Source organism: Nisaea sp. (assembly GCF_017640745.1).
Lineage (GTDB): Bacteria > Pseudomonadota > Alphaproteobacteria > Thalassobaculales > Thalassobaculaceae > Nisaea.
In genome coordinates this window covers 1-16,220 of sequence record NZ_JAEPQA010000049.1, presented here as the reverse complement: position 1 = coordinate 16,220, position 16,220 = coordinate 1, and the positions used below count along the sequence as shown (strand labels likewise).

The window sequence follows — 16,220 nt, the reverse complement described above, 5'->3', positions numbered from 1 at the left end:
GGTCCGGCTGCAGGAGGTCGGCGGCGTTGGCGCTGGTGCCGGCGGTGTATAGCGGTGGGTGTTCAAGCAGCCAGACCAGCTCCGGGGCACTGCCGTCGCGGATCGCCGCGGCGCGGGCTTCCATTTCCGCCACTGCCTCCGGGTAGGCAACCGGCCGGTCCGATACCCGCCATTCAATGTCCATGATGCTCATTCGTCCCGCAGAAGGTAATTTTTTCGTTCGATCAACTTTTTCAGCATAATGCCACTTGATCAGCTCCGAGGGATTTGCTACTCCCCCGCATCCCGAGGGCGCAAGCCTTCAGAAGCCATATATCGTGCGGTCGTGGCGGAATTGGTAGACGCGCAGCGTTGAGGTCGCTGTCCGGTAACACGGGTGGAAGTTCGAGTCTTCTCGACCGCACCATCTCTCTCTGATCATAATGACTTAATCGCCTCCGGGCGCCATTTCTGCTGTGGCGTTCGCGGCCGTTGGCGGCTATCCAATGGCGATGCAGACCTGATCGGGGAGAGCCATTGTGGCTGAAGGACTGAAGGAAGCAGCACTCTATTTCCACAAGCACCCGAGGCCCGGAAAGCTGACGGTCGAGGCGACCAAACCTCTGGCCACGCAGCGCGATCTCTCGCTCGCCTATTCTCCGGGCGTGGCCTATGCCTGCACCGCGATTGCAGAGGATCCCTCAGAAGTCCGGAACCTGACCGCCCGCGGCAACCTCGTCGCCGTGGTCACCAATGGTACCGCCGTGCTCGGTCTTGGCAATATCGGCCCGCTCGCCTCCAAGCCGGTGATGGAAGGCAAGGCGGTCCTGTTCAAGAAATTCGCCTATATCGACGTTTTCGACCTTGAGGTCGATGCGCTGGAAGTCGACAAGTTCTGCGATGTCGTCGCGGCGCTCGAGCCGACTTTCGGGGGCATCAACCTCGAGGACATCAAGGCCCCGGAATGCTTCGAGATCGAGGAGAAGCTCCGTGCCCGGATGAACATTCCTGTCTTCCATGACGATCAGCACGGCACCGCGATCATCGTCGCGGCGGCGATTCTGAGCGGCCTGCGCTGCGTCGACAAGAAGATGGAAGACATCAAGCTGGTCACCTCCGGCGCCGGCGCCGCCGCGCTGGCCTGCCTGAAGCTGCTGGTGACCATGGGGGTCAAGTACGAGAACATCTTCGTCACCGACATCGACGGCGTGGTCTACAAGGGCCGCTCCGCGATGAACCCGCATCTGGAGCCCTTCGCCCGGGAGACTGAGGCCCGCAAGCTTGGCGAGGTGATCGACGGTGCCGACGTGTTCCTCGGTCTTTCGGCGCCGGGCGTCCTGAAGCAGGACATGGTCAAGAAGATGGCGCCGAAGCCGCTGGTTCTCGCGCTCGCCAATCCCGATCCGGAAATCACGCCGGAAGATGTCCGCGAGGTGCGTCCCGATGCGGTGATCTGCACCGGCCGCTCAGACTATCCGAATCAGGTGAACAACGTTCTCTGTTTCCCTTACATCTTCCGCGGCGCCCTGGATGTCGGCGCAACGACGATCAACGAGGAAATGAAAATCGCCGCGGTCGAGGCGATTGCCGATCTGGCCCAGCAGGAGGCCTCGGACGTGGTCGTGAGCGCCTATGGCGGCGAGGCGCCGTCCTTCGGGCCGGAATATCTGATCCCGAAGCCGTTCGATCCGCGCCTGATTCTTGAAATCGCCCCCCGCGTCGCGAAGGCGGCGATGGACAGCGGCGTCGCGACCATGCCGCTTGAGGATTTCGACTGGTACCAAGAGAAGCTCAGCCAGTTCGTCTATCGCTCGGGTCAGGTCATGCGCCCGATGGCGCTCGCGGCGAAAAAGGACCCGAAGCGGGTGGCGTTCGCCGAAGGGGAAGAGGACCGCATCCTGCGTGCGGCCCAGACGGTGCTCGACGAGGGAATCGCCCGGCCGATCCTGATCGGCCGGGGCGCTGTGATCGCCCAGAAGATCGAGGAACTGCATCTCAGGATGAAGCCGGGCGTGGATATCGAGATCGTCGATATGCAGAACGACGACCGGCTCGACAGCTTTGCGGACACCTATCACGACATGATGGCGCGCAGAGGGGTTTCGCCGGATCGGGCGCGCCAGATCATGCGGAACCGGCCGACGGCGATCTCGTCGGTCATGGTTTGCCGCGGCGAAGCGGATGCCGGTATCTGCGGCGCGATCGGCCGCTGGCGGGACCATCTGGTCGAGGTCATCGACGTGATCGGGCCGCGTCCCGGCGTGCATCGCTGCGCGGCGCTGAGTCTCCTGATCATGCCGCAGGGGCCGGTCTTCATTCTCGACACGCATGTCAATCCGAAGCCGTCGGAGTCCGATCTGATCGAGATGGTCGGGCTCGCTGTGACGGAAGTCCGCAGCTTCGGGATCGAACCGAAGGTGGCGCTGCTGTCCCATTCCAATTTCGGCTCCTCGAACCTGGAATCGGCGGTCCGCATGCGAGAGTCCGTCGCCGCCCTGAAGAAGGCCTATCCGGATATCGAGATCGAGGGTGAGATGCATGCCGATGCCGCGATGTCCGAATCGATCCGGGAGCGCGCCTTCCCGAAAGCGGGTCTTACCGGCGCCGCGAACCTGCTCGTCATGCCGAACATCGATGCGGCGAACATCTCGTTCAACCTGCTGAAGACGCTCGGGCGGGGGCTTTCCGTCGGGCCGATGCTGCTCGGGACGGCCTATCCGATGCATATCCTGACCTCGTCGGTCACGGTGCGCGGGATCGTGAACCTGGCGACCGTCGCGGTCGTCGATGCGCAGGCCCATCACAACGCACGCGCCAGAAAGGGATAGCGCCATGGCGGTCGACAGCCCGAACGGACCGGAGACGCCGGACGAGTCCGTGGCCGCGACCGAATCCGGAAAACCGACCACCGCCGGTCAGAAGGCCGAGAAAGCGCGCCGGGCGAAGCGCAAGCAGAAGAAACTGAAGCGCAAGATCCGGCACCTCGAACAGGAACTCGCGGTCTATGACAGCGTTGCGGCCTCGAAGCTCTATGGTCTGACCCCGGAACTTGAGCGTGAAGTCGCACAGGCCCTGTCCGAGGACAATCCGCGTCAGCTCTATCGACTTGTCCGCCCTTTGCACGCCGCCGACCATGCAGACCTGATCGAGCGCTATTCGGGCAAGGCGCGTGAACGGCTGGTGACGGTGCTCGGGCGCTATTTCGACCCGGAGACCCTGACCTATCTCGACGACCGGGTGCGCGAGGAAGTCATTCCGCTGCTCGACGAAGAGGTCCTCCGGGCCGCTTTCCAGAAACTCGAATCGGATGATGCGGTCGGGATTCTCGGTGAGCTCGACGAAGCGGATCAGGCGCGGCTGCTCAACGCCCTGCCGGAGCGCGACCGAGCGATCGTCGAAGAGGGTCTCACTTACGAGGAGGAATCCGCCGGTCGCCTGATGCAGCGTGAACTGGTGACCGTGCCGGAGCACTGGACGGTCGGCCAGACCATCGATTTTCTGCGCACAAACGCGGCGTTGCCGAATTCCTTCTACGACATCTTCGTCATCGATCCCGCGCGCAGGCCGCTCGGCAAGCTGTCTCTGAGTCGTCTGCTGCGAAGCAAGCGGCCCGTGCTGGTCGAGGACATCATGCAGACCGATTTTCACCGGGTTCCGGTGGTGATGGACCAGGAGGACGTCGCGCTGCTGTTCCGCCAGTACGGTCTCGTCTCGGCGCCCGTGATCGACGCGAACGACCGGCTGCTCGGCATGATCACGGTCGATGACGTGGTCGACGTCATGAGCGAGGAGGCGGAGGAGGACATCCTGCGCCTCGGCGGTGTTGCGAACGACGACCTGCACGGCAGCCTCTTTAGTACGACGCGCAGCCGCTTCTCCTGGCTCGCGGTGAACCTTGTCACCGCCGTCGTCGCCTCCGGCGTCATCGGCGCGTTCGAGACCACGATCGAGAAGATCGTGGCGCTCGCGGTCCTGATGCCGATCGTCGCCTCGATGGGCGGAAATGCGGGCACCCAGACCCTGACCGTTGCCGTGCGCGCACTCTCCATGCGCGAGCTGAGCTCGACCAACGCGCTCAAATTCGTGCTGAAGGAAATGACGGTGGGCTCTCTGAACGGGATCATGTTCGCGCTCATCGCCGCCGCTGTCTGCTGGGCCTGGTTCGGCGATCCCCAGATTGCCGCGGTCCTCGCCATTGCCATGCTGATCAATCTCTTCGTTGCCGGGCTTTCCGGGACGTTGATCCCGATCACGCTGGAGCGCTTCAAGATCGACCCGGCCGTGGCCTCGACCGTGTTCCTCACCACGGTGACGGACGTGGTCGGGTTCTTCACCTTCCTCGGACTCGCTGCCGTCTTCCTCATGTAGCCGCTTCCATTGACGTAAACGTCAATCGGTGATTTGCTTTCCTCCATGCTGAAGGAAATCACCACGGCGGATCTTGCGCGCGAATTCGACCTGACCACCAGGGCGATCCGCCATTACGAGTCCATGGGATTGATCGCGCCGTCGCGCCGCGGCCGTACGCGGATCTTCAGCCAGCGCGACCGGGTGCGGCTCGGGCTCATCGCGCGTGGGCGGAGGCTGGGACTTGCGCTCGAGGAAATCCGGGAAATCATCGATCTTTACGACGCCGAGCGCGGGGAAGAACGGCAGATCCTGCTGCTCCTCGGCAAGCTGCGCGCGCGGCGCGCGAGGCTGCAGGAGCAGGTCCGTGAGCTCACCGCCATCCTCGACGAACTTGATGCCGTCGAGGAAAGCTGCATTCAGACATTGACGGATCTTTCGAAAGGCGGAAATCATTGACGTTAACGTCAATGAGGGAACGATGAACGCGCTCCGGACCCCAAACCCTGATTTTGCTTCCCGCGTGCGCGAGAGTTTCGCCCGGCAGGCTTTCATGACGCATATCGGCGCCGAACTCACGGACGTGACGGCCGGGAGCTGCGAGATCGTGCTGCCGTACCGTGAGGAACTGACGCAGCAGCACGGTTTCTTCCATGGCGGCGTGATCGGGACGCTGGCGGACAATGCCTGCGGCTATGCCGCCTTTACGCTCGCCCCCGCCGATGCCAGCATTCTCACCGTCGAATACAAGATGAACATCGTCTCGCCCGGCGACGGCGAGCGGCTGGCGGCGCGGGCGAAGGTCGTCCGTCCGGGGCGCTCGCTGGTTGTCTGTCAGGCCGATATCTACGTCGTCAAGGGCGGGGCCGAGAAGCTGGTCGCCACCGCGCTCGGTACCCTGATGCTGATGCATGGCCGCGACGATGGCCCCAATGTCTATTGAGCGGACAGAGATCCGCAGCGGAGGAAACAGAGGATGATCCCGAACGACATTCCGTCCCTGAATTACGATCTGGGCGAGACCGCGGACATGCTGCGCGATGCGGTGCGCTCCTTTTCCGCGGACGAGATCGCGCCGCGCGCCGCGGATATCGACCGGACGAACGAGTTCCCCATGGATCTCTGGCCGAAACTCGGCAATCTCGGCGTGCTCGGCGTCACGGTCGACGAGGAATATGGCGGCGCCGGGATGGGGTATCTTGAGCATTCCGTCGCCATGGAGGAGATCAGCCGCGCCTCGGCCTCGGTCGGCCTCAGCTACGGCGCCCATTCCAATCTCTGCGTTAACCAGATCCGCCTGAACGGAACCGAGGAGCAGAAGCGGAAATATCTGCCGAAACTGATTTCCGGCGAGAATGTCGGAGCGCTGGCGATGAGTGAGCCCGGAGCAGGGTCCGATGTCGTCTCGATGAAGCTGCGCGCCGTGAAGAAGGGCGACCGCTACGTCCTCAACGGCAACAAGATGTGGATCACCAACGGCCCCGATGCCGACACGCTGGTGGTCTATGCCAAGACCGATCCCGACGCGCACCAGCACGGCATCACCGCTTTCCTGATCGAGAAGGGCTTCAAGGGCTTCTCGACTGCGCAGAAGCTGGACAAGCTCGGCATGCGCGGCTCGAACACCTGCGAGCTGGTCTTTGAGGATTGCGAGGTTCCGGTGGAGAACGTTCTCGGCAAGCTGAATGGCGGCGTACGGGTGCTGATGAGTGGCCTTGATTACGAGCGCGCGGTGCTGGCCGCGGGTTCGCTCGGCATCATGCAGGCCTGCATGGACATCGTCGTGCCCTACATCCACGAGCGTAAGCAGTTCGGCAAGCCGATCGGCGAGTTCCAGCTCATGCAGGGCAAGATCGCCGACATGTACGTGACGATGAATTCCGCCAAGGCCTACGTCTATGCCGTCGCCAAGGCCTGCGACCGGGGCGAGGTGACGCGCAAGGACGCTGCCGGCGCGATCCTCTACGCGGCTGAAAAGGCGACATGGATGGCGCTGGAGGCGATCCAGTGCCTCGGCGGTACGGGCTATATCAACGAGACCGCGACCGGCCGCCTGCTGCGCGACGCCAAACTTTACGAGATCGGTGCCGGAACGAGCGAGATCCGCCGCATGCTGATCGGCCGCGAACTGTTCAAGGAAACCGCCTGACGGGGAGGGCCGCGTGGCCATCGAACACGAGAACGGTCTGATCCGGGAGGCGGACGGCAAGCCCCGCTGCTGGTGGTGCGCCGGCGACGATCTCTACCGCCATTACCACGACACCGAATGGGGGCAGCGGGTGCGGGACGACCGCACCCTCTTCGAGAAGATCTGCCTCGAGGGCTTCCAGTCCGGTCTCTCCTGGCTGACCATCCTGCGCAAGCGGGAGAATTTCCGCGCCGCCTTCGCGAATTTTGAGATCGAGAAAGTGGCCACGTTCGGGGATGCCGACATCGAGCGTTGCGTGCAGGATGCCGGGATCATCCGCCATCGCGGCAAGATCGTCTCGACGATCAACAACGCGCGCCGGGCGATCGAGCTGATCGAGAAGGAGGGCTCGCTTTCCGACTATGTCTGGCGGTTCCGGGCAGACGACCGCGGGCCGGGGCGGCTAGATTTTCCGACACTTCGGCAGATCACGATGTCGCCGGAATCGACGGCGCTCTCGAAGGACCTGAAAAAGCGCGGCTGGAGCTTCGTCGGCCCCACTACCTGTTATGCATTCATGCAGGCCATGGGCATGGTCGACGATCATGTCGAGGGTTGCCACGTCACTGTGGGAGAGAGACGGTAACGGCTGAGAAGCCTTACTGTCAGGGAGCGCACATGATCGGCAGACGCATCTATTCCGGATCGCCCTTCGAAGAAATGGCCGGCTACGCCCGTGCCGTCGTCGACGGCAACATGGTCTATGTCTCGGGAACCACCGGTTTCAATCCGGAGACCATGAGCTTCCCGGACAGCGTGGAAGAGCAGACGGAGCTCTGCTTCCACAATATCCAGCGTGCGCTTGTTCAGGCGGACAGCCATCTCGACAACCTGCTTCGGGTCCGGGTCTATGTCGCCAGCCGGGAGGAGTTCGACCGGATCAAGCCGATCATCAAGAAATATTGCGACGCGGCGCGGCCGGCGAACACCACGATCATCTGCGATCTGGCCGAAGAGCAGATGCGCGTCGAGGTCGAGGTTACGGCAAAGACCGTCTACCGGCCGCAGGGCAACGAACGCTGAGGGAGATGCAAAATGCCGACTGTTCTGATCACGGGTGCGAACCGGGGTATCGGTCTCGAGCTTGCGCGGGCCTATGCCTCGGATAGCTGGGACGTCATCGGTACCTGTCGCCGGCCTGACGCGGCCTCCGAGCTGAAAGCCATCGGCGGGGTGGAGATCCACGCGCTCGACGTCACCGATGATGCGAGTGTCGCGGCTCTTGCGAAGGCATTGCAGGGCCGGAAGATCGATCTCCTGCTGAACAATGCCGGCGTCAATTACCGGGGCGGGACCCTGGCGGAGATCGATTACGGCAATTGGGCGAAGACAATGGATGCGAATGTCTTCGGTCCGATGCGGGTCTGCGATGCTCTGATGGATAATGTGCTGGCGAGTGAGCGCAAACAGATGGCGTTCGTCAGTTCGATGATGGGCTCCATCGCCGAGTGCACGGGCGGCTCGTACATGTACCGTTCTTCCAAGACGGCGCTGAACATGGCGGTCAAATGCCTCTCGATGGAGTTCGGGGCGAAAGGCCTGGTCGCAGTGATGATCCACCCGGGCCATGTCCGCACCGATATGGGCGGCCCGTCGGCGCCGGTTCTGCCGACCGAGAGCGCGGCCGGAATCAAATCCGTGCTCGACGGAGCGAAGGCCTCGGATAACGGGTGTTTCTACAATTACGACGGAGCCGTGCTGCCGTGGTGAGCGGCGCCGGCCACAAGGGAGCGAAACAATGACCGACAGCGAGACCGGCGGGGATCCTATCCTCTTCTATTTCGATTTCTCCTCGCCCTTCGCCTATCTGGCGGCGAACAAGATCAACGATGTGGCCAAGCTTTATGGTCGCGAGGTCGACTGGAGGCCGACGCTGCTCGGTGCGGTGTTCAAGCTGAACGGCAACAAGCCTCTGATGGACCAGCCGCTGAAGGGCGAATATGCCCGCCGGGATCTCGCGCGTTGCGCCCGCCTGATGGGGTTGCCGATGGAAATGCCGGAGAGCTTCCCGTTCCTCTCCGTCGCCGCGGCCCGTGCGGTCTGGTGGCTGAAAGGCAAGGACGAGGCGCTGGCGCAGACGGTCGCGCTCGCCTTGTTCAACGCGGCCTTCCAGGAGGCGAAGGCAATCAACAGCGCCGAGGCGGTTCTCGAAATCGCGGCGGAGAACGGCGTCGATCCCGAGGATCTGAAGGCGGCACTGAACGATCCGGACGTGAAGGAAAAGCTGAAGACGGAGGTGGACGCCTCAATTGCCGCCGGTGTCTGCGGTGCGCCGTTCTTCATCGTCGACGGCGAGCCGTTCTGGGGCGCAGACCGGATCGACCATCTCGAACACTGGCTCAGCACCGGCGGCTGGTAGGACCTCTCAAATGACCGTTTTCACATCGGCGCTCAACAGCCGTGACGAAACCTTCCGCCGCAACGCGGATCACATGCGGGCGCTCGTTGCCGACCTGCAGGCGCAGGTGGCCGTCGCCAAGGAAGGCGGCGGCGCGTCCAGCCGTGAGCGCCATGTCGCGCGTGGCAAGCTGCTGCCGCGGGAACGGATTCGCACGCTGCTCGATCCGGGCGCTCCCTGGCTCGAGCTTTCCCAACTCGCGGCGCATGGCATGTATTCCGGCGATATCGCGTCGGCGGGGATCCTGACCGGCATCGGCCGGGTCATGGGGCAGGAGGTGATGATCGTCGCCAACGACGCGACGGTGAAGGGCGGCACCTATTTCCCGATGACGGTGAAGAAGCATCTGCGGGCGCAGGAGATTGCCTGGCAGAACCGGTTGCCCTGTATCTATCTGGTGGATTCCGGCGGCGCCTTTCTTCCGGCGCAGGATGAGGTCTTCCCGGATCGGGACCATTTCGGCCGTATTTTCTACAACCAGGCCAATATGTCGGCCGACGGCATCCCGCAGATCGCGGTGGTGATGGGGTCCTGCACGGCGGGTGGCGCCTACGTCCCCGCGATGTCGGACGAGAGCATCATCGTGAAGGAGCAGGGCACCATCTTTCTCGGCGGCCCGCCCTTGGTGAAGGCCGCGACCGGCGAGGTGGTGAGTGCCGAGGATCTCGGCGGCGCCGACGTGCATTCCCGGATCTCCGGTGTCACCGACCATATCGCCAACGACGATACCCACGCGCTCGGTATCGCGCGCCGGATCGTCGGCAACCTGAACCGGCTGAAGAATCCCAACATCGCCATCCGCGAGCCGGTCGAACCGCTCTACGATGCGGAGGATATCTACGGCGTCGTCTCCGAGGACAGCCGCAAGCCGTTCGACGTGCGCGAGATCATCGCCCGGATCGTCGACGGCTCCGAATTCGACGAGTTCAAGCCACTCTACGGCACCACGCTTGTGACCGGCTTTGCCCATCTCTGGGGCTACCCGGTCGGCATCGTTGCCAATAACGGCATCCTCTTTTCGGAATCCTCGCTGAAGGGCGCGCATTTCGTAGAGCTCTGTTGCCAGCGCGGCATCCCGCTCGTCTTCCTGCAGAACATCACCGGCTTCATGGTCGGGCGAAAATACGAGTCCGGCGGGATTGCCAAGGACGGTGCGAAGCTGGTGACCGCCGTCGCCTCCGCGAAGGTGCCGAAATTCACGGTCATCATCGGCGGATCCTTCGGGGCCGGGAACTACGGCATGTGCGGCCGCGCCTATTCCCCGCGCATGCTCTACATGTGGCCGAACGCCCGGATCTCGGTGATGGGCGGCGAGCAGGCGGCGAACGTGCTGGCGCAGGTACGCCGCGACGGTCTCGAGGCCAAGGGAGAGAGCTGGCCCGAAGCCGAGGAGGAAGCCTTCAAGGCGCCGATCCGCGAGCAGTACGAGACCCAGGGGCATCCCTACTATGCGAGCGCCCGGCTCTGGGACGACGGCATCATCGATCCGGCCGATACCCGCACCGTTCTCGGCCTTTCCATTTCCGCCTCGCTCAACCGCGAGATCGAGCCGACGAAGTTCGGCATCTTCAGGATGTAGGTCCATGCAGACCCAGTACAGATTGGAACGGCCGGAGAGCCTGCTTGTCGAGGATGCGGCAGGGATCGTCACCGTCACGCTGAACCGGCCCGAAATCCACAACGCCTTCGACGAGATCCTGATCAGGGATCTCCATGCGCTGTTCCGCGCCATGGCGGGGCGCGACGACGTCCGCGCTCTGATCCTGACCGGAGCCGGGAGCAGCTTCTCGGCGGGCGGCGACCTCAACTGGATGAAGCGGGCGGCGCATCATAGCGAGCACGACAATTTCGAGGACGCGATGCGGTTCTCGAACATGATGGACGCGCTCTACAGCCTTCCGATGACCACCATCGCCAAGGTGAACGGGACGGCGATGGGAGGCGGTTTCGGCCTCTGCACCTGTTGCGATATCGCGGTGGCTTCGGAAAGCGCGAGCTTCGCCCTGTCCGAAGTCCGGCTCGGCATCATTCCGGGGGTGATCAGTCCCTATGTTATCCAGGCGATCGGCGTGCGCGAGGCGCACCGCTGGTTCCAGACCGGCGAGCGGATCGGGGCGGCCGAGGCGCAGCGCATCGGAATCGTCCATGCGGTCCATCCACAGGAAAAGCTGGACGATGCGGTCGAGAAAATGGTCGGCGAGATCCTGAAATCCGGCCCGGACGCGATGCGTGCTTCGAAGGCGCTGCTTCGCGAGATCGCCGGCCGCGAACTGGACGACACCACGCGCCGGGAGGCCGCGCAACGCATCGCGCATCAGCGCGCTTCCGCGGAAGGCCGCGAAGGACTTGCCGCTTTCCTGGAGAAACGCAAGCCGAACTGGATCTCCCGATGAGCGGCATCCGGACCATTCGTACCCTGCTGATCGCCAATCGCGGCGAGATCGCCTGCCGTATCGCCCGGACCGCGAAGAGCCTCGGGATTCGTACCGTTGCCGTTTATTCGGAGGCGGACGCGGACGCGCTGCATGTGAAGTCCGCCGACACCGCCTATCCGATCGGTCCGGCCGAGGCGGCGAAGTCCTATCTCGACATTCCGCGCCTGATCGAAACTGCGAAGCGCGCCGGGGCGGATGCGATCCATCCCGGTTACGGTTTTCTCTCGGAGAATGCGGCTTTCGCGAAAGCCTGCGCCGAAGCGGGGATCATCTTCGTCGGCCCGGACGTTCCCGCGATCGAAGCCATGGGCTCGAAAGCCGCGGCGAAGGAAATCATGGCGAAGGCCGGCGTGCCGCTGGTGCCAGGCTATCACGGCGCGGACCAGGATCTGTCGATACTGAAGAAAGCGGCCTCGGAGATCGGTTTTCCGGTCCTGCTGAAGGCGAGTGCCGGCGGCGGCGGCAAGGGCATGCGCGTGGTCGAGGCTGAGAAGGATCTGGAGTCCGCGATCGCCGCGGCGAAGCGCGAGGCGGCTGCCGCCTTCGGCGACGACCGGTTGCTGATCGAGAAATATCTCACCCGCCCGCGCCACGTGGAAATGCAGGTCTTCGCCGACCGGCTGGGCAATGTCGTCCACCTTTTCGAGCGCGACTGCTCGGTGCAGCGCCGCCACCAGAAGGTGGTGGAGGAGGCGCCGGCGCCGGGCCTTGCAGAAGAGGTCCGCGTCGCGATGGCGGAGGCGGCGGTGAATGCGGCGACGGCGATCGACTATGTCGGTGCCGGCACCGTCGAGTTCATCATGGACGAGGACGGCGGCTTCTATTTCATGGAGATGAACACCCGCCTGCAGGTCGAGCATCCGGTCACGGAGATGATCACCGGGCAGGATCTCGTCGCCTGGCAGCTCCGCGTCGCCGAGGGGCATCCGCTGCCGCTCCTGCAGGAGGCGATCCGCCGCAATGGGCATGCGGTCGAGGTCCGGCTCTATGCCGAGGATCCGGCCCGCGATTTCCTGCCGCAGACCGGCACCCTGACGCGCCTCGGTTTTCCCGAGGCGGGCACCGGGATCCGCATCGACAGCGGTGTCGTCGAGGGTGACTCGGTCTCGGTCCATTACGATCCTATGATCGCCAAGCTCATTGCCTATGGCGCGGACCGGACGGAGGCGCTCCGCCTGCTGGCCCGTGCGCTCGGCGCGACCCAGATCGACGGTTTGGCGAACAATGCCGGTTATCTGAAGCGGATCGTGGAGCACCCGGCCTTTCTCGCGGGCGAGGTCGATACCCGCTTCATCGAACGCTACGGCGAGGAACTCGGCTCCGAGGCGGGAGATCCCGCAAGCCTGCATCGGATCGCCGCCACTTCGCTGCTCGAGACGCAGCGGCGGAAGGCGCTGGAGGATGCGCGCCGGAGCCGCGACCCGTTCTCACCCTGGGCGATGGCCCATGGCTGGCGGCTCAACGACTCGCCCTTGCACCGGATTGTGCTCTTGTCGGGTGGGGAGGAATTCGCACTTGAGTACCACCTTGAATCCGGCGGTTGCCGTTTCGAGGACGGCGGCGGCCCGGTTCTCGTGCATGTAGACCCGGATGAAGGCGGCGACATGAGGGTTCGGGTCGACGGCGTTCCGTTCGACGGCGAGGTGCGGGCGGACGGCGAGAGCGTGACGGTCTTTTCCGGCGGCGCGGCGCACCGCTATCTTTTGAAATCCGCACTGGCCTCCGGCGCCGATGCGGGCGAGGATTCCGGCCACGTTTCGGCACCCATGCCGGGCAAGCTGATCGCGGTGCAGGTGGCTGTGGGCGCGCATGTCGCCAAGGGTGACCCGCTTATGGTGCTCGAGGCGATGAAGATGGAGCATGTGATCCGCGCGCCGGACGACGGCGTGGTCGCGGCGCTTCATTTTGCGGCCGGCGACCAGGTCGAGGAGGGAGCGGACCTGCTCCTCTTCGAGAAGGGCGCCGAGGGCTGAGCTGCCGGCACGGGACCGGCCGCGCGGCCGGTTTTCCTGTCGTCCCGAGTTGCGAGTTGGATAGATCCCTGCGATGCCGAGTTTCGAGCCCCGCCACCTGATCCTTTTGCCGGTCCTGGCGCTCAGCGCCTGGCTGGCCTTCCTGCCGCCCGCAGGCATGCCGCCGGGAGCGGCGCCGTCCGGCGCCCTCGTCGTGCTCTGCATCGGCCTCTGGGCGACGGGCGCGATCGCCGAGCATCTGGTGGCGATGCTGCTCTTCTTCCTCGCCATGGTGTTCTCCATCGCGCCGGCCCCGACGGTGTTTTCCGGCTTCGCCTCGGGGGCCTTCTGGCTTGTCTTCGGCGGCTTGATCATCGGCGCCGCGGTTGACGTGACCGGGCTCGGCAAGCGTCTCGCGAGGTCTATCACGGCGCGGATCTCCGGGGGGTATGGCGCGGTGATCGCCGGTATCGTGACGGTCTCGGTGGTGCTGATCTTCCTGATGCCCTCGACACTGTCGCGAATCGTGCTGCTGATGCCGATCGTTCTCGCGCTGGCGGACCGGCTTGGATATCCCGACGGCACAAAGGGGCGCCACGGCATGGTGCTGGCGATGATCCTCACCTCCTATCTCTGCTCCGTCGGCGTGCTGCCGGCGAACGTTCCGAACAACGTGCTTGTCGGTGCGGCCGAGACGTCGCACGGCGTGGTGATCCGCTATTTCGACTATCTGCTGCTGCACTTCCCGGTGCTGGGCGGCGTGAAGGCGGTGATCATCGCCGTCTTCCTCACCTGGATGTTCGGTGAGGAGGGGAAGCCGAAGGCCGAGGAAGCGGGCGAGACGGGACCCACCTGGGCCGGGATGAGCCTGCCTGAGAAGAAGATGGCACTCTATCTCGCGGTGGCGCTTGTGCTCTGGGCGACGGACGCGGTGCACGGCATTTCGCCCGCCTGGATCTCGCTTGGCGCGGGCCTGCTTTGCCTGCTGCCGGTGACGGGGCTGGTCTCTGCCGATGTCTACCGCCAGAAGATCTCGCTCAATCCGTTGATCTATATTGCGGGCATCCTTGCGGTCGGGGCGCTGGTCGCGCAGTCCGGTCTCGGGACCTGGGTCGGCGCGCAGCTGATCGCGGCCGAAGGGCTGCAGCCGGGCAATCCGGCCGAAGCCTTCGCGGTAATCGCCGGGCTCGGCACATTTCTCGGCATGATCTCGACCATGCCGGCCGTGCCGGCGGTCCTGGCCCCGCTTGCCGGAGATCTTTCCGAGGCGAGCGGTTTCCCGCTCTTTCATGTGATGAACCTGATCGTGGTCGGCTTCTCGACCGTGATCATGCCCTACCAGGTGCCGCCTTTCGTGATCGGTATGCAGCTCGGCAATGTGCCGCTTGCGGCGGGTGCGCGTGCCTGCCTCGCGCTCGCGCTGCTCTCCGTCCTGGTCGTCCTGCCGCTGGACTTCGCCTGGTGGTGGCTGCTCGGCATGTTCGATTAGGCGGGACGGGGAACCAGCCATGCCGCTCAACCTGATCAAGCTTTGCGTCGGGATCGAGTCTGTAGAGGAGCTCGAACAATACCGCGCCGAACAGCGTTTGCGGGCCGAATCGGCGGGAACGGAACCCTGCAGCACGCACCGTACGCGGTCCTTTCCGCGGCGGGCGGACGAAATCCTCGAAGGCGGGTCGCTTTACTGGGTGATCAAGGGGCAGGTGAGGGCGCGCCAGCGAATCCTCCGGCTGGAGGAAATCGAGAGCGAGGACGGGCGCCCGCGCTGCGGCATCGTGATGGATCTCGATGTCGTCCGCGTCGTCCCCCGCCCGCACCGGGCTTTCCAGGGCTGGCGCTATCTGGAGGAGGCAGCCGCGCCGCAGGATCTCTACGATTCGGGCGGAGGCGTGGATGGTGACATGCCGTCCGAGATGCAGGAAGAACTGCGCCGCCTCGGAATTCTCTGATTTAGCCGGTCCGGACCTCGGCTCAGGTCTTTTCCGCCAGCGGGTTGGCCGGGGCGACGGTGAAGTCGATCGCCGTGCCGCCGACCGTTCGGCTGGAGAGCGTGACGGTCGCGATCCGGTCGCCGCGGCTGTAGGTCATGGTGCTGATCGCAGAGCGGACGCTGGTGATCTTGCGCCAGCCGAATCGCGGCATCTCGCGTTCGTAGAAAGCATACATGTCCGGCATCTTGTGCCCGACGGTGAGCGCGAGCCGGCCGATCCAGCCGTCTTCGGCGCCGAGCACCAGCAGATTGTCGAAATCGATATCGGCGTTCACCGGGATGGGCACGTCCCGGAATTCGGCGAATTTCGGGCCTTCGTCCCGGTTCTGCTGCGAGCCGGATCCGAGGCCGTCTTTCTTCACCTGCTCGCCGGTGGCGGCGGACTGACCGAAAGAGGGAAGAGAGACGCCGTTGCAGGCGCCGAGCGCGACTGTCAGGGCGGCGGCGAGCAGCAGTTTCGGAATGGAACCGAATCTTGCCATTGGAGGGTGCCCGTCGCGCATGTGATTTCGTCCTTCGCCTGATTTCCGCAAGGAAAGTTCGGGAGACCCGAGCAAACCCCACAGAATGTTTTCATAAACCGGATTTATGCTATATATTGTGCCATCGATCAGATGACCTGTCAGGCTTTTTCGCTGTTGACAGGTCTCTGCGGGAGGTTCTATACACCGGCCCACTTCGCGGCGCCGACGCGAACGCGTGTCCCTCCTTCAGGGGCTTGCATTCACCGACGGCCTCGCCTATATTCGGGTTTCGCAAGGCGTTCGTCGCCACAGCGGCTTCCACAGACGCGGATCTTCCAGTGCCGCCCTTCGGCGGAACAGGGTTTCGTTGTCTCTCCTCTCCGGAGGAGTGCTCTTTGACATAGTAGATATAGGAAAGGGATGCGCAGGCGGCGGCCTTATGTGGTTTGCCGGTTTTCGATCAGATG

At 64.1% G+C, this 16,220-nt stretch carries 15 protein-coding genes, 1 tRNA gene and 1 pseudogene; 15 read left to right on the top strand and 2 right to left on the bottom strand.

Annotated features, from left to right (window positions below):
• Positions 1-193: pseudogene (locus tag JJ959_RS20555) on the bottom strand (lipoate-protein ligase B); the annotation flags it as partial.
• Positions 194-319: 126 nt separating this feature from the next.
• On the opposite strand from JJ959_RS20555, the gene JJ959_RS20550 reads away from it, so the two are divergent.
• From JJ959_RS20550 to JJ959_RS20480, 15 genes are all read left to right on the top strand, one after another.
• Positions 320-406 (top strand) — tRNA-Leu (locus tag JJ959_RS20550).
• Between the two features lie 112 nt (positions 407-518).
• On the top strand, positions 519-2,807 hold the full coding sequence (locus JJ959_RS20545; RefSeq protein ID WP_292888149.1) for an NADP-dependent malic enzyme: 2,289 nt from the start codon (positions 519-521) through the stop codon (positions 2,805-2,807).
• Positions 2,808-2,811: 4 nt separating this feature from the next.
• The gene (gene mgtE, locus JJ959_RS20540) at positions 2,812-4,347 is read left to right on the top strand and encodes a magnesium transporter (protein WP_292888146.1); all 1,536 of its coding nucleotides are present in this window, start codon (positions 2,812-2,814) and stop codon (positions 4,345-4,347) included.
• Positions 4,348-4,392: 45 nt separating this feature from the next.
• Positions 4,393-4,785, top strand: a complete 393-nt coding sequence (locus tag JJ959_RS20535; protein ID WP_292888143.1) for a MerR family DNA-binding transcriptional regulator — start codon at positions 4,393-4,395, stop codon at positions 4,783-4,785.
• A 22-nt stretch (positions 4,786-4,807) separates the two neighbouring features.
• Positions 4,808-5,269: a PaaI family thioesterase gene (locus JJ959_RS20530; RefSeq protein ID WP_292888140.1), complete on the top strand. Its 462-nt coding sequence runs from the start codon at positions 4,808-4,810 to the stop codon at positions 5,267-5,269.
• 33 nt (positions 5,270-5,302) lie between these two features.
• Entirely contained in the window at positions 5,303-6,475 is a 1,173-nt protein-coding gene (locus JJ959_RS20525; RefSeq protein WP_292888137.1) for an isovaleryl-CoA dehydrogenase, read from the top strand.
• A gap of 13 nt (positions 6,476-6,488) precedes the next feature.
• Positions 6,489-7,100: a DNA-3-methyladenine glycosylase I gene (locus JJ959_RS20520; protein ID WP_292888134.1), complete on the top strand. Its 612-nt coding sequence runs from the start codon at positions 6,489-6,491 to the stop codon at positions 7,098-7,100.
• A 32-nt stretch (positions 7,101-7,132) separates the two neighbouring features.
• Positions 7,133-7,537: a RidA family protein gene (locus JJ959_RS20515; protein WP_292888131.1), complete on the top strand. Its 405-nt coding sequence runs from the start codon at positions 7,133-7,135 to the stop codon at positions 7,535-7,537.
• 12 nt (positions 7,538-7,549) lie between these two features.
• A complete protein-coding gene (locus tag JJ959_RS20510) occupies positions 7,550-8,224 on the top strand; it encodes an SDR family oxidoreductase (RefSeq protein ID WP_292888128.1) in 675 nt (224 codons plus the stop codon).
• 28 nt (positions 8,225-8,252) lie between these two features.
• Complete coding sequence (locus JJ959_RS20505; protein WP_292888125.1) at positions 8,253-8,873, top strand: 2-hydroxychromene-2-carboxylate isomerase; 621 nt, start codon at positions 8,253-8,255, stop codon at positions 8,871-8,873.
• 10 nt (positions 8,874-8,883) lie between these two features.
• Positions 8,884-10,491: a carboxyl transferase domain-containing protein gene (locus JJ959_RS20500; protein ID WP_292888122.1), complete on the top strand. Its 1,608-nt coding sequence runs from the start codon at positions 8,884-8,886 to the stop codon at positions 10,489-10,491.
• A 4-nt stretch (positions 10,492-10,495) separates the two neighbouring features.
• The gene (locus tag JJ959_RS20495; RefSeq protein ID WP_292888119.1) at positions 10,496-11,305 is read left to right on the top strand and encodes an enoyl-CoA hydratase/isomerase family protein; all 810 of its coding nucleotides are present in this window, start codon (positions 10,496-10,498) and stop codon (positions 11,303-11,305) included.
• Positions 11,302-13,320 carry an acetyl-CoA carboxylase biotin carboxylase subunit gene (locus JJ959_RS20490; protein WP_292888117.1) on the top strand — a complete coding sequence of 673 codons (2,019 nt, stop codon included), beginning with the start codon at positions 11,302-11,304 and terminating at the stop codon, positions 13,318-13,320. The genes JJ959_RS20495 and JJ959_RS20490 overlap by 4 nt, the downstream gene beginning before the upstream one ends.
• 73 nt (positions 13,321-13,393) lie before the next feature.
• Complete coding sequence (locus tag JJ959_RS20485) at positions 13,394-14,788, top strand: SLC13 family permease (protein WP_292888114.1); 1,395 nt, start codon at positions 13,394-13,396, stop codon at positions 14,786-14,788.
• Positions 14,789-14,807: 19 nt separating this feature from the next.
• Entirely contained in the window at positions 14,808-15,248 is a 441-nt protein-coding gene (locus JJ959_RS20480) for a DUF1489 domain-containing protein (protein WP_292888111.1), read from the top strand.
• Between the two features lie 22 nt (positions 15,249-15,270).
• Here JJ959_RS20480 and JJ959_RS20475 read toward each other — a convergent pair whose 3' ends face one another.
• Positions 15,271-15,771 (bottom strand): hypothetical protein, encoded by a 501-nt coding sequence (locus tag JJ959_RS20475; protein WP_292888108.1) that lies wholly within the window; start codon positions 15,769-15,771, stop codon positions 15,271-15,273.
• Between the last annotated feature and the right edge of the window lie 449 nt (positions 15,772-16,220).